The organism is Bremerella sp. JC817, assembly GCF_040718835.1.
In the GTDB taxonomy this organism is placed as follows: Bacteria; Planctomycetota; Planctomycetia; order Pirellulales; family Pirellulaceae; genus Bremerella.
This window is the reverse complement of sequence record NZ_JBFEFG010000240.1, coordinates 100979-115301: the sequence shown is the minus strand read 5'-3', so window position 1 is coordinate 115301 and position 14323 is coordinate 100979. Positions and strand designations below refer to the sequence as shown.

General features: G+C 56.8%; 11 protein-coding genes. 6 read left to right on the top strand and 5 right to left on the bottom strand.

Translation table 11 applies throughout. The features are described from left to right. Nucleotides 1-5 precede the first annotated feature (5 nt). The 4 genes from AB1L30_RS02120 to AB1L30_RS02105 all read left to right on the top strand — a co-directional run bounded on the left by AB1L30_RS02120 (nt 6) and on the right by AB1L30_RS02105 (nt 5198). Nucleotides 6-1805: a trypsin-like peptidase domain-containing protein gene (locus AB1L30_RS02120; RefSeq protein WP_367011677.1), complete on the top strand. Its 1800-nt coding sequence runs from the start codon at nt 6-8 to the stop codon at nt 1803-1805. 1 nt (nt 1806) lies between these two features. Then, nucleotides 1807-2832: a trypsin-like peptidase domain-containing protein gene (locus tag AB1L30_RS02115; protein WP_367011676.1), complete on the top strand. Its 1026-nt coding sequence runs from the start codon at nt 1807-1809 to the stop codon at nt 2830-2832. After that, entirely contained in the window at nt 2832-4790 is a 1959-nt protein-coding gene (locus tag AB1L30_RS02110) for a PDZ domain-containing protein (protein ID WP_367011675.1), read from the top strand. Before AB1L30_RS02115 ends, AB1L30_RS02110 begins: the two co-directional genes overlap by 1 nt. Nucleotides 4791-4853: 63 nt before the next feature. Then, on the top strand, nt 4854-5198 hold the full coding sequence (locus AB1L30_RS02105) for a hypothetical protein (RefSeq protein ID WP_367011674.1): 345 nt from the start codon (nt 4854-4856) through the stop codon (nt 5196-5198). On the opposite strand, the gene AB1L30_RS02100 is transcribed toward AB1L30_RS02105, so the two are convergent. The 4 genes from AB1L30_RS02100 to AB1L30_RS02085 all read right to left on the bottom strand — a co-directional run bounded on the left by AB1L30_RS02100 (nt 5167) and on the right by AB1L30_RS02085 (nt 10444). Then, entirely contained in the window at nt 5167-6012 is an 846-nt protein-coding gene (locus AB1L30_RS02100; RefSeq protein WP_345085404.1) for a sugar phosphate isomerase/epimerase family protein, read from the bottom strand. The two genes, AB1L30_RS02105 and AB1L30_RS02100, sit on opposite strands and share 32 nt — an antisense overlap. 162 nt (nt 6013-6174) lie before the next feature. Further along, the gene (locus AB1L30_RS02095; protein WP_367011673.1) at nt 6175-7947 is read right to left on the bottom strand and encodes a Gfo/Idh/MocA family oxidoreductase; all 1773 of its coding nucleotides are present in this window, start codon (nt 7945-7947) and stop codon (nt 6175-6177) included. 13 nt (nt 7948-7960) lie between these two features. Beyond that, nucleotides 7961-8764, bottom strand: a complete 804-nt coding sequence (locus AB1L30_RS02090; protein WP_367011672.1) for a DoxX family membrane protein — start codon at nt 8762-8764, stop codon at nt 7961-7963. Between the two features lie 264 nt (nt 8765-9028). Continuing rightward, nucleotides 9029-10444, bottom strand: coding sequence for an MATE family efflux transporter (locus AB1L30_RS02085; RefSeq protein ID WP_367011671.1), 1416 nt, complete (start codon nt 10442-10444; stop codon nt 9029-9031). Between the two features lie 191 nt (nt 10445-10635). Here AB1L30_RS02085 and AB1L30_RS02080 point away from each other — a divergent pair, with 191 nt between their 5' ends. Beyond that, nucleotides 10636-11601 carry a D-2-hydroxyacid dehydrogenase gene (locus AB1L30_RS02080; RefSeq protein WP_367011669.1) on the top strand — a complete coding sequence of 322 codons (966 nt, stop codon included), beginning with the start codon at nt 10636-10638 and terminating at the stop codon, nt 11599-11601. 182 nt (nt 11602-11783) lie between these two features. Then, the gene (locus AB1L30_RS02075; RefSeq protein WP_367011668.1) at nt 11784-12908 is read left to right on the top strand and encodes a serine/threonine-protein kinase; all 1125 of its coding nucleotides are present in this window, start codon (nt 11784-11786) and stop codon (nt 12906-12908) included. A gap of 8 nt (nt 12909-12916) precedes the next feature. On the opposite strand, the gene AB1L30_RS02070 is transcribed toward AB1L30_RS02075, so the two are convergent. Continuing rightward, on the bottom strand, nt 12917-13915 hold the full coding sequence (locus AB1L30_RS02070) for a Gfo/Idh/MocA family oxidoreductase (RefSeq protein ID WP_367011666.1): 999 nt from the start codon (nt 13913-13915) through the stop codon (nt 12917-12919). Nucleotides 13916-14323: the final 408 nt, after the last annotated feature.

Sequence of the window (14323 nt, the reverse complement as noted above, 5' to 3'; positions counted from 1 at the left end):
TCCGCATGCATCGCGTTACCCAACTATTAATCTGCCTGACTCTCGCTTCGTTGCCTTGGCTGCATGCCGAGGCCGCCGAGATGGACGTCGTCCTGAAGGCCGAACAGGCTCGTATCGACGCCGTCGCCAAAGCTTCCGCTTCGACGATCTCGGTCTTCGCAGGTGCGGCAGGTGGCGGTAGTGGCGTGATCATCAGCCCCGATGGCTATGCGGTTACCAACTTTCACGTCGCCGATCCGGCTGGCAACTTCATGAAGTGCAGCATGCCGGAAGATGGCGGCAAGGTGTACGACGCCGTGATCGTCGGTGTCGATCCTGTCGGCGACGTTGCCGTGATCAAGCTACTCGGTCGAGACGACTTTCCCGCAGCCGAAATCGTCGATAGCAACTCCGTTCAAGCAGGCGACTGGTGCTTCGCCGTCGGCAACCCCTTTCTGCTGGCGACTGATCTGCAGCCAACGGTGACCTGGGGCATTGTCTCGGGCGTGCATCGTTACCAATACCCGGCCGGCACACTGCTGGAATACACCGACTGTATCCAGACCAATGCGGCCATCAATCCGGGCAACTCTGGCGGACCGCTGTTCAACGACAAGGGCCAACTCATCGGCATCAATGGCCGTGGTTCGTTTGAAAAACGTGGCCGCGTGAACGTCGGCGTCGGCTACGCCATCTCGATCAACCAAGTGATGAACTTCCTTGGTTATTTGAAGAGTGGCCGCATCGTCGACCATGCCACGCTGGGCGCGACCGTCAGCACCGACACCGAGGGCCGCGTCGTCGTCACGAACATTCTTTCCTCGTCCGATGCCTATCGACGCGGGCTCCGTTACGGTGACGAGATCGTTAGCTTCGGCAATCGCGAGATCACGACCGTCAACGGTTTCAAAAACATCCTGGGTATCTATCCACGAGGCTGGAGCATTCCGCTTTCGTACCGCCGCGAAGGAAAACGCTTCGATACGGTCGTTCGTCTGGCAGGCGTTCACTCTAGAAGGGAACTGCTCGAGAAGTCGGGCAACGCTCCGATTCCGCCAAGCCCGGAAGAATCTCCGGCTCCGAAGGAAGGCGAAGAGAAAGAGGGAGACGATAAGCCAAATCGTCCGACGAAGCCGCCCGGGCATCCTGGAACCGAAGAAGCGAAGCCGCCTGAAGAGTGGAAGCACCTGCACGCCGAAAAGACGGGCTACGCCAACTATCAGTTCAACGAAGCCCATCAGCAGCGATTACGCAAGGCGTTGGATGCTTTGGGCGATTGGGCCCAGTCTGGCGAGACCTGGTCGATGGAATATACGCTGGTCGATAACGACAGCGGCACCATCCACATCGGCCCGATGACCGTCGAAGGCAAGATGGCCGGGGTGAATCACAACCTGGAAATGACCGGCGACCTGACTCAGAAACTGGAACCTGCCGGTAGTGGCGGTTTGTTCCTGACGCTTTACACCTGGAAGCGTCTGCTGAAAGAAAAGTTCGAGACCTTCGGCGAAGTCTATTACCTGGGCACCGCACCACGACGTGATTTCGACGTGCAGTACGATGTTCTGGTCGGCCTGTACGATGCGTTGGAAATACGAGCCTACTTCGATCAGAAGACTGGCCAACTGATGGTGCTGGAGATGTTCCCGGAATCGGACTCCGATCCGTGCGAGATCGAGTTCAGCGACTACCGCGAATCGGATGGCTACACGTTGCCACATCGGATGGTCGTTCGCTTTGGCGACGATCCTTTCGATATCGTGACGATCAAGAAATGGACCGTCGCCCCGAAAGACAACAAGCCAGCCAGCGAGAAGGGGGCCTAAGATGCAACGGAACGCGTTTGCCAAACTGGGACTACTGATCGTCGCGGCCTGTTGTGTCGCACTGCCTGTTGGCTCGCTCAACGCAGAATCGACCTTGCGAGAGGTTACCCAGGACGTCCAGCGGAAGATCGTCAAGATCTACGGGGCAGGGGGGCTGCGTGGGCTCGAGTCCTATCAGTCGGGCAGCCTGATTTCTCCGGAAGGACATATCCTGACGGCATGGAGCTACGTTCTCGATTCCAGCGTCATTACGATTGTGCTCGACGATGGCCGCCACTTCGTGGCGGAACTTTCCGCGGCCGATCCTCGCTTCGGCATTGCCCTGCTGAAGATCGATGCCCAGAACCTGCCTTATTTCAACCTCGACGAAGGGGTCTCGCCGCAAGCAGGCGATCGTATCCTTTCCTTTAGTAACCTGTTTGGTATCGCAGCGGGTGATGAAGCGGCCAGCGTTCTCAGCGGTTATGTTTCCGCCGTGACGCCCCTGGAAGCTCGCCGCAGTGCGTTTCCTTCCGCCTATCATGGCCCAGTGCTGATTGTCGACGCGATCGTCAACAACCCAGGTGCCGCCGGTGGCGTGCTGACTGATCAACAAGGCAACTTCGCCGGTCTGCTCGGCAAAGAACTCCGCAGCTCGCGAAACGACATCTGGCTGAACTATGCCATTCCGATTGCTCAGCTTCGCGAACCAATCGAAGACCTTCTGGCTGGCCGCTCGCGTCCGATCGTCGATCCAGAAATGGAAAAGCCGCTAACGCCGCTCACCTTGAAGCATGCCGGTTTGGTGCTGGTGCCCGATGTTCTCGACAAGACGCCACCTTACGTCGAACGCATCGAGAAAGGTTCGCTGGCGGAATCGGCCAAGCTGCAGCCTGACGACTTGATTTTGTACGCCGATGGAACGCTCATTCCGTCCCAGAAGGCGTTGATCGAAAAGCTTAGCTACATGGATCGGGACGACATCGTTTCTTTGACCGTTTTACGGGACGGACAACTGGTCGAACTCACTCTCAACGAATTGCAATAATGTCGAAGTCGCTCTCCATCCTGACACTCGCAATCGTGCAAAGCGTTTGCCTGGTTCTCGCTCCGCTGTCCGCTCAGGAAGTGAATGTCGCGGAACAGGTCGCCATTAAAAACGCCGTCGATAAGGTCGCCGATAGCGTCGTCCAGATCGAAACGGTTGGCGGCCTGGTCGAAGGTGGCGGACCGCTGGAAGGTGCCAGCCGAACCAGCGGCACGATCATCTCGCCCGACGGCTTTATCATTTCGAGCTACATCGGGTTCATCCAGCAGCCCAGCGGCATCCTGGTGACGTTGCCCAATGGCAAACGCGTCGCCGCGAAACTGATCGCAAAAGACACCAGTCGGAACCTCGCCTTGCTAAAGGTCGAGACCGAAATGGAACTGCCAGTGCCTGAAACGACCGAACGTACCGAGTTGCGGCCAGGGCAATGGGCGATTGCTTTAGGCAAAACGTTCGCCGCCGATTCTCCCTCGGTCTCGGTCGGGATCGTCAGCGCCACCCATCGCGTGTGGGGCAAGGCGGTGCAGACCGATGCCAAAATCTCGCCGAATAACTATGGCGGTCCGCTGATCGATATTCATGGCCACGTGATCGGTATCCTGACGCCTCTTTCCCCGCAAGATCCTGGCACCACTGGCGGCGCAGAATGGTACGACTCCGGGATTGGCTTTGCGGTCCCGCTGGCCGAAATTCTGCAGCGTGTCGACACGCTGAAAGAAGGCACCGACCTGAAACCAGGCCTGCTGGGGATCAACCTGAAAGGGAACGACATCGTCGCCGATCAGGCCGAGATCGCGGCGGTTCGCTACAACAGCCCTGCTCAGGTCGCTGGTATTCAAGAGAAAGACATTCTGGTCGGTGCGAACGGCCTTCCAATCGAACGTCAGGCTCAACTGAAACACATTCTGGGCGTAGCGTATGCAGGCGATACGATCGACTTCAAAGTGAAACGTGGCGAAGAAACGCTCGACCTGAGCGTGACCTTGGCAGCCGAACTGATTCCCTACGATCGCCCGCTGCTAGGTGTGCTGCTCGATCGCAATCAAAGTGACGTTGCCATCGTTTACCATGTGTTCGGCGACACGGCAGCAGCGACCGCCGGACTGAAGGCTGGCGATCAGATTGTGAAGTACGACGATGCCGAGATCTCGACACCACTCTCGCTTCGGACGGCAGTCGCCACGGCCGAACCCGAAGTCGCCCACGAGTTGGTCGTTCTGCGGGATGGCAAGGAAGAAACAATCGAGGTGACTCCCAAGAGTGTGCCGTCGAAATTCTTAAGCGACGCTCCGCCCCAAACGGCCGCCGCAGATGCCGAGGCCCAGGAAGGGGTGGTCACCGGGGAAAGCGAATTCCAACTCGCCGAAGAAAAGAATGCCGCCAAGCTATTTGTGCCTGAGATCGCCAAGAAGCTCCCTTCGCTAGGCCTGGTTGTGCTGCTGAACGATGCCGAGTTCAAATTCGAGCCGCAGCGAGACAGTTGGAAGGAAGAAGCCGAGGCGTTTGGTTTCGCCGTCCTCGAGGTTTCGCCTGCCAACGACTCGCGTTGGACGCGCCCGGAAGCTTCGGTTGTTCGCAAGATGATTGATCGGGTGCGAGACAACTACCCAATCGACGCCAACCGCACGATTGTTCTGGGTGGCAAGTCCGGCGGGGCCTTGGCCCTGATTCATGGCTTCGAGAACCGCGACGTGCAGAACGGTTCGGTCGCCATCGAAGCTGGCATTCCACGCGGCACCAACATTCCAGACAACGAACCGCTCGACCAACTGGAAATCGTCTTCATGGCAGCAGCCGAATCTGATTCTGCCAAGGCCTTGAAGAGCCAAGTCGAAGCTCTGCAGAAGATGAAGTACCCGGTCATCGAGTCAGAACTGACCAGCAAAGAAGCTACCAAGCTCTCGCCGGCCGAAATCAAGATGCTGGCCAACTGGCTGAACACGCTCGATCGTATCTAACCGCCCGGCGATCGAGCTACGCCACCCCGCCTCGTTCTTCCTCCCTGAATCCGCACTGGCCCCATGCTCTCGAAACGATCACAAATCGGTATCGTCGCGCTGTTGACGCTAGGGCTGGCGGGCGGAATGTGGCTCTTGGGAGGCGAAACGTCGAATCTGGGACCGTTTCAGGCCGCTCTGCTGCGGATTGGCGTGGTGATGGCGGTCGTCTGGCTGGCGTTCCCACAAATCAGCAAGCTGCCGATCTGGTTGGCGACCATCGGCATCGGCTCGGTGCTGGCCATCTTGGTATTAAAAAAAGCGGCGATCATTGTGATCCCGCTTTTAATTTTGATCTGGTTTTTGCGACCACGGCCTGCCAAACAGGCCAACTCGATTAGCCGAGGATCTTCGTCTTCAGACCGGTGAGCAAAGTGACGGCCTGGCCGACTTCGCTTTTTTGACGCTCCGGTTCCTGTGGGATCTCGCGTTCAATCGTCAGAGGACCATCGTAGCCGACTTCTTTCAGGGCACGCAGATAATCTTCCATTCCAACGTCCCCTTCGCCCAGAGGCACTTCCTGGCCCCATTCCTGGCCTGGGTTGGCGGCCCACTTGGCGTCTTTGCAGTGCACACTGCCGAGGTACTTACCAACCTTCTTAACCGCTTCGATCGGCTCGCCGGTCCCGTACAGAATCATGTTGGCAGGGTCGAAGTTGACCTTCAGGTTCTCACGACCAACATCACCGATGAACTGCAGCAGGCCATCGGCAGATTCCTGTCCGGTTTCCAGGTGAACATTCTGGCCCATCTTGGCCGAGTAATCACACAGCTCTTGAGCCACCGCGACAACTTCGCCGTACTGTGGATCGCTGGTGTCGTGCGGGATGAAACCGATGTGCAGGCCAACGCACTTGCAGCCGAGCATATTGGCGAAATCGGCGATCTCTTTCATCTCGGCGACACGAGCCGCACGCGTTTCTGGAGGCACCAGGCCAACCGTCTTTTGCGTGGTAGGAATGTCGGCGTAGCTTTCGCCGTCGAAGCCGCCGAAGACGACCGTTGGCGTGATGCCGAGTTCATTCAAGCGAGCCTTGAAGGCGTCGACCTTTTCCTGGGTACGCGACGATTGATGGGGAGCGTGCAGTTGGATCGTTTTGATACCCAACTCCTGGGCCACATCCAGGTTTACTCCAAGTCCGGCATCGATACTGGCGAATACGCCAATGGCCCATGGTTCCACAGTCAATCTCCTTCAAGGCAGGGTAAAAGAATTCGCAGAAGCGGAATTTAAACCGCCGCTGGACCGGTCGCAACCGTGCGTCGCGACCCATCCATGAAAAAAGGCCCAGTTAGTAATTCACTGAGCCTTTTCGTTTTTTTTAAGCTTGGGAAGCGATGGCAATTAAGCCAGATCTTGCTCTGGCGTCGCGTCGTTGTGGACGTCGAACCATTCTTCCTTGAAGGCAACGTAGCTGCCCTTGCCCTGGTTCGATCGCTGAATCGCCAGACGTGCGGTCAAAGCGATGACGGCGTCGGCCATGGCAACTTCTGGATGACACTTCGGCTTGTTCTCGGCATCTTGGTTGCGGATGCAGTAAGCCCAGTGTTCGATCTCTTCGGTGTAACCACGGCTGACAGGGCCCTGAGTCGCAGCGTTGGCGAGCGAAGCTGCCTTCGTCTGACCACCGCTGGCCTGGGTGTCCATGGTTGGACCGCCAGCGTCTTTCTTAACGCTCAGCTTGGTGTCGGCCGAAACGCCGTTCTTATAGAGAGCGACGTCCTTTTCATTGTGCAGGACGAGCGAACCCTTGGTACCCATGACCACTTCGCCGTAACCACCAAAGCCGTTACCGTTGATGGACGAGTAGGTCACCACAACCTTCTTGTGTGGATCTTCGTCGTACGAAGGAACACCCTTGCCCTTAGGCGGCCAGTTGGTGACGTTGTCGTAGTAACCGACTGGGAATTCGGGGTCGTAGCCACTGCCTGGGAACTCGAACATGCAGTAGACGTGATCGTCGGCATCGCGGTCGTAACCAAAGATGTGACGGCCACCGGTCGCACTGACGGCGAGTGGATGAGCCTTCTTGCCATCCTTACGCAGGGCACTGATGAAGATCGACGCGGCGTCCAACTGGTGGCTCCCCAGTTCGGCCATCAGACCACCACCGGTACGATCCCACAAACGCCAACGGCACAGTTCTTCCATCGCCGAGATCTTGCGATCTTCGCCTTGGCGGTTGGTGATGTTGAAGTCGTTGTAACCGTACTTGGTTGGGTCGATGTTGCGGTCTTCGTTCCAAGCTTCGTACTGGGCGAACAACGCCTTGTATTGAGCTCTCAGTGCTGGATCACTTTCCGATTCAGCACGCTTCTTGTAGGCACCCATCCTCGCCTTGATTTCGTCGACTACCTTGCCATCGGCCAGCTTTTCGCCGCCTGGCAGTGGCTGTTGCCAGCTATCGCCACCTGGCAGATTACCACGGTGCCACTGAGCGCGGATGTGATGGATTTCACCCAACACGCCCCACTGGATCAGGTTCACTGCATTGTCGTAAAGCACGCTGTAATGACGTTGGTGACCGGTGGCGAGGTACAGGTTCTGTTCCTCGGCCATACGTGCCATTTCCTTACACTGCATGACCGTATGGGCCATCAGCTTCTCGGTCAGCACGTGCTTGCCGGCGGCCATGGCATCCATAGCGACTTGCTTGTGGATGAACAGCGGCAGAGCACAAATAACGGCTTCGACGTTCGGGTCGGCGAGCAGTTCTTTGTAGTCTGCATAGACCTTCACGTGCTTCTTGGCTTCGTCTTCGGTCTTCCAGTCGTAGACCGACATCAAACCCTTACGAGCATCCAAGGCCGCTGGGCTCGAATGGTCGCCGTGGAAGGCACGATGCACGTTGTAAGGACGAATGTCCGAAATGGCGACGACGTCGACGTATTCTGGATTCAAGGCACCGATCAGCACGCTACCTTCGTCACCGGTACCGATGACACCGATGCGAACCGGATCTTTGACCTTCGAGTAGCCGAAATACATGGCCCCCAGGCCAGCACCCGACACGGCTCCAGCCGCGACAACGCCTTTCAGGAAGTCACGACGGTTGACCCCCAAAGCTTCGTTGAAGTTTTCCTTGCCGACGGCGAGTTCTTCTGGTTTCAAATTCATGATTTACTCCACCTTATTTAGATGCACCGCGGCTGCAGCACTGGGTAATAGAGTTCCAAACGATATAGTCCAGCCCGGCAAACTTGCCTGCACCGATCGCTGCGATGAACAGCAATGCGGTGAACTCGACCGATTGATAGTAAACGTAGGTAAGGTCGGCCCCGTGGGCAAATGGCCACTGAGCTAACATCACCTGAGCCAGGAAGCCGGCAACCGCCAAAGCAGCTAACCGCGTACACAGTCCCAGAATCAACAGGATACCGCAGCTAAAAAGCACCCAAGTCACCAAACGGTCGACAGTTCCCATGTTTGGGTTGATCTGATAGATCGCTTGATTCGACTGCGTTTCGGCCTGGCCGATGCGGTTCAGATCGTCGATGTAATCGGCTTCAGCAGTGGCAATTTCTTTTGTCCACTTGCTCAGACTCTTGTACAGCTCTTTGTCTTTGTCGGCCAAACGATCCTCGTAGTGGGCCACACCACGGTAACGTTCATCCTGACGCTTCTTTTCATAGACCTGGACTTCGTTGAAGTACTTGTCGATGTCTTCGGCGTTCTCTTCAAAGTAGTAATTGATACGACCGAGGTAGCGTTCGAGCGACTTCTGCGCCTTCGGTGCGATGTTGTCGCCGAACTCGCCGATCGCCAGATCGCGATAGCCAGCCGCGCGGCCAGCAATGTTGTCCTTGTTAAGACGCTCGGCTCCGTACAAGTCGAAGGTCATGTTCCGGAAGTTATCGGCGAGGGGGCCTTTGGCATTCCGCAGGAATCCAGCCGACGAGAAGTCGCCAGATTTGACTTTCTTCGATCCTTCCATGAAGAAATGCCAGCCGGTCAATAACCGGAGCACGACTAAAATAACGATGGCAGTCCAGCCAATCTGGTATTTCGAGGTAGACAGGGAACTAGCTCCTCAAAAGATTCTTTCGGGGGTGGCAGATCAATGATGGGATGGCACGTTTGTATGGCAGATGCGCCGGGTGTGTATGAATATCCATCCAGTATTAATTATTGCCACAACCGACCAATTCGCCAAGAACCAGCGGCGTAATTCCCCGAAACTACGCCCCAATACGCCATTTTAGGCGGGATCAATGACATTCTTTTGACGCCATTGCCCGGTAAAGAACCGCACCCAGTGCGTAATGGCTAACAGAATCACCCAACTGGTCATGACAACCCACAGGCCGGCAACATGAATCTGGCCCAGCGACAGGAACGCGAAGCCCACACTTGCCAGAATTAGGCTGAAAACAATCCCGACGGTCATGATGAACCGGACGTCGCCAGCCCCTTTCAGGGTGCTCACCGCGACCACATTCAATGCGTCAAACACGCAAAAGAACGCCACGAATCGGAGCAAAAAGATACTCAAAACGCGGATCTCTTCGAACTCGGTCGGCTCCATACCCATCGCATGGGCCGCCAGGAAGAAGTCAGGGACCAGGAAATAGGTCATTCCCATCGTGCCGGCGTAGAGCACGGCGATCACCAGCCCGGACCATGTGGCGGTTGCCGCCCGCCGGGGGTCGGCGTGGCCGATCTCTCGCCCCACCAATGTGGCAATGCCGGTCCCCAGCCCAATCATCGGCACAAACGTGAGGGCATTAATATCGACGGCTAAGGTCGACGCGGTCATCGCCGTCAGGCCCATCCGCCCCATCAAGAAAGTGAACCCGGTGAACGTTCCGACTTCCAGAAGCACCTGAAACCCGCTCGCCGATCCATAGCGGAAGATACGTCCCAGCAAGCCCGGTTCGTCCCGAGACCAATCGAGCAAGCCGAACTCGCCTCCGCGAGCTGGCTTCCAGAGCAAGATGAAGTAGGCAATCACCTTGAACCATTGGCTGGCCGTGGTGGCGACTGCCGCCCCAGTGATCCCTTCGAGCCACTCGCCGCAAAAGCCAAAGACGAACAAACCGTCCAGCACAACGTTCAAAACGCACGAGCCAATCTCGACGAACATCACCAGCGTCGTCTTGCCTCGTCCGGTGAAAAAGCAGGACATGGCCGCCGAAACGACGGAAGCTCCGGCACCAAAGGAAAGAATCTGGAAATAGCGGACTTCCAGGACCTGCACCTCGGGCGCATGCCCCACCATTTGAAACGCCCACGCGGCCAATGGAATGGTTAGGAAGTAAAGCGGCACCATCACGGCACCAAACTGCACCCCCTTACGGATCACCGCGCCGATCTGCTCGGGCCTGCCAGCTCCGTCGTACTGGGCGACGAACGTGTTCAAGTACGAAGCGAGACCAATCGGGAAGCAAAGCAGCGTAAAGTGCAGCATTCCCGCAGGAAGTGCAGCCGCCATCGACTCGGGCGAGTACCAGAAGAGGAACATCCGATCGACAAAACTAGTCATCGACCAAGATGCCGTCGATGCGATCAGGGGGAGGGCAATCCACAGCAATTCGCGGATCCCGCAAGGGCGACTCCACCAGCTATGTTCGTCGGTAGGAGACGACGAATCAGTGCGTTCTAATGTATCTAGCATGTTGCCCTGGGGAGAGGTACGTACGGTGAAGCGAGCCTCCATTATTCGCCGTCGCAAAAGCCAGACAATCGCAAACCATTGAGGTTCGTTTTTTTCTTCGGCAAACTAGACCAATAGCCGCTATTCTCAGGTTGGATTACGATAGTTCCCCTTCACTTGCCTGGATGCCGTCTCGATAAAGAATAAACACCATGAAAATCGCTCTCTGTTACCAGACCCAGCCGGAATTCATCGAGGCCATCGCCCAGGTCGCCCCAGACGCCGAAATCATCGACGCCGGGCAAGAGCGGATTGCCGAAGCAATCCTCGAAGCCGACATCTTCTGTGGACACGCCAAAGTCCCGATGCCATGGCCTGAGGTCGTGAAGCAGGGAAAACTGAAGTGGATCCAGTCTTCCGCGGCCGGCATGGACCACTGCCTGGTGCCAGAAGTCATCGCTTCGGACATCATCGTTTCGAGCGCCTCGGGCCTCTTCGCGAACCAGGTGGCCGAACAAACGTTCTCTCTATTATTGGGTTTGATCCGATCGCTGCCGGTCTTCTTCCGGGCCCAGAACGTGAAAGATTACACCCGACGCCCCACCAACGACCTACATGGCAAGACGGTTGGGATCGTCGGTCTCGGCGGAAATGGCCGCCGGATCGCCGAGATCCTGTCGGCATTCCAAACCCGGATCATCGCTACTGACTTGTTTCCGTACGACAAACCGGACCATGTCGAAGAACTTTGGCCGGCCGATCGCCTGGACGACCTGTTGGCGGAATCAGATGTTGTCATCCTGACTCTGCCGCTGAACGCGAGCACCTATCACATCATCGATGAAGGCCGATTTGCCGCCATGAAGCAGGATGCCTGGTTCATCAACGTGGCCCGCGGTCAGGTCGTCAAAGAAGTCTGCCTGATCGAAGCCTTGCAGTCGGGCAAGTTGGCTGGGGCAGGGATCGATGTCGCCGAAATCGAACCGTTGCCACACGACAGCCCTCTGTGGGAGATGTCGAACGTCATCATCACACCACACGTCGGTGCCCAAGGGGCCACCCGCAACGCCGATGCGACTGCCCTGTTTTGTACCAACCTGAAACGCTACCTGGACGGACAACCTCCAATTAATCTAGTAGATAAGCAACTTGGATTCCCGGTTCGAAAGCCTTCGTAGGCGTCCCCCCAATACGCTGCGAGTCCCCGATAAAGCACAGTTAATCGAGGGGATATTTACTTTCATCCGATTTTCATTTATTTACGGGAAAGAATCTTTACCCATCGATTCGCCTCCCCCTATCATGCAAAAGGAAATTGAGCGTTTTGAACCCCGAAGACGCCGACAGGAAGTCGCCACTTATGCTGACTACCACCCAACAGAACCTTCAGCCGACGCTTTCGATCACTGGCGGTGCCTCGGAGCGGAAGTGCCCGGTTGAACTGCTCCAGCGGTACGAGTCGCTAATCCACGCCAAGCGTTCCAGTTGGACGGAACATTACGCGTTGCGTCGCCTGCTTGGTTCAGGCGGACAAGGTCTCGTCTTTTTGACCGAGCGGCGTGGTGCCAATGGCTTCACGCTTCCTTTGGCTATTAAGGTCTTCTCACCCGAGCGTTTCGAGAGCGCCACGCAGTACAACGAGGCAATGGCCCGCAATGCTCGGGTTGCGTCGCGAGTTGCCCAGATCCAACAGCACAACCTGCTTGAAATCCATAACTTTCTCGACTCAAGCTCCATTCGCATCATGGTGATGGAATGGGTCGATGGTTACGACCTGCAGCAGCTTTCAACACCGGGCATGGTCGAACGAATCCGCCCGCGCGTCTCGGACGAACGGTGGAACTACATCAATCAGGTGGTGGTGACCAAGGGACCGCAGCAGCCTCGTTTCAAGCCGGGCGTGGCGGTGGCGATCGCGCGTGACTGTCTCGCTGCTTTGGCGGCGCTGCATCGCGAAGGGATCGTGCATGCCGACGTGAAGCCGTCGAACATCATGCTCAAGCGTACCGGGACCGGTAAGCTGATCGATATCGGCTCGGCCTTCGAGATCGAGAACGCCCCCGACACGCGAACCTGTACGCCTGCGTACGCGGCTCCTGAGGTGCTGGAAGGTGCCGAAGCGACCCCACGCAGCGATCTGGCCAGCCTGGGCTACGTGTTAATCGAGATGCTCTCGGGGCGTTCGCTGTTCGGGCATATCCAGAACTTCCGCGAACTGCTGGAAACCAAACGTTTCCTCGCTCAGCGGTTGCTCGACATCCTTCCGAACGAAGTCACCTGCAACGAACTGCTGATGAACTTCTGTCGCCGGCTGATTGCCCCCGATCCGTCGCGTCGCTTTCCTTCGGCCGAAGACGCCGATCTGCGAAGCGGAGGCGCGGCTTCGTTCCATCGCCAACTGGTGAAGGGGGACCTGGCCGTGGAATATGAAAACGAGATCCGTCTTTGGATCGAAGAACTGCAGCAGACCGAAGAAGTTCGCTAGGCGGTCTGCTAGAAAACAATTCGGCGGTTTTCGGCGATGCTTTGCCGAGCCGCCTGAATCACGCGAGTTGACTCGCGAAATTCATTCAGGCAATCGAAGTGATGATTGCCATTCTCCAACAGTCGATGAAACGACGCCAGCAAGCGTTCGCCGACAGGGCGTTCCCCTTCCAGCGATTCCATATGCCGGCCGGCACCGTTGAACCAGATCAACGTATTGGGCAGATCGATGAAGGCGATGCCATTCTCGCAGCAAACCTGCATCGCGGCGGGCGGACGGAAAGAAACGGCTTCAGGCCAATCACTTCGCAGATAGGTCCCGGCGCTGATCTGAGCGACCACGCGACGGGCCGGGTCTTCCTTCGATTGGAAGTCAACGCTGAGCATCTGATATTCGATGTCGCTGGGCTGTTCAGCGCGAGGATAACTAACGCTAAATAGCGACTCAGGCTTGCCATCAACGATGTAACGACACCAATCGAAGATCTCGGCCAGGTAACGCTGAATGATCAGCGAACGCGGACTGTTGCTGCCATTCGCCGGCGTGATGCGATGATGACAGAAGATCAGCTTAGGTTGGCCCAACTGCGTTGCGATCAACTCTTTCAGACGAATCGTGGCGGGGGCGAACCGCCGCGGAAATTCGATCATGAAAGGAACTTTGGTCGTCTCGATCAAACGGACCAGTTCGCTTTGAGAATCCGCGTCCATTTCGAGGGCGGTATTCAGATAAACGGCTTTACCCGCAGCGCAAGCGGATTGCATCGGCAGCAAGCCAGACCATTGCTGATCGAGCAAAAACACCGCGTCGATATGATCGGCGGAAATCGCTCGTCGAAATCCGTTTGGGGCCATCGCATTGAACTGCGAAGCGGCGTTGCGCGCTCGAAGCGCAACTTCATCACAAATGAATTCGACCTTAAATCGATCTTGCAGCGAGTGAAGGGCAGGGCGGTGTCGTGATTCCCAATCACAGCCCAATCCAACCACGCCAATATGTAGCACCATATCGGGTGACATCCTTGAGACTACTGCCGAGCGGCCACGCGGCAGCCTTGCTGTAACTATCGACTATTGAAGCATTTCCGCTAGCACAACTCTAGTGGAAAATGAGAAATCTTTTCTCCAGTTCCAAGATGTGGTTCTCAGAAGACTTGCCGCGGCAATCAGAAAAGTCTCCCGCAAGTTCTCAAATTGGACACTTGTCATGTCCCCTTGAATCGTTAAACTTGGCCCAACCCGCAGGCCCAGGCGTCGCTTCAACCACGGTTGGTGGACGACACAAGGGGGTTCGACCGTGTATCCACACACTGGATCCAGCGTACCCGCACGCTGGAAGGCGTCTCATGTGAAGGCGACCTGATCCACGACCTCTGACTGGGATCTGCCCCCAACAATCACACCCCACCCAATTTT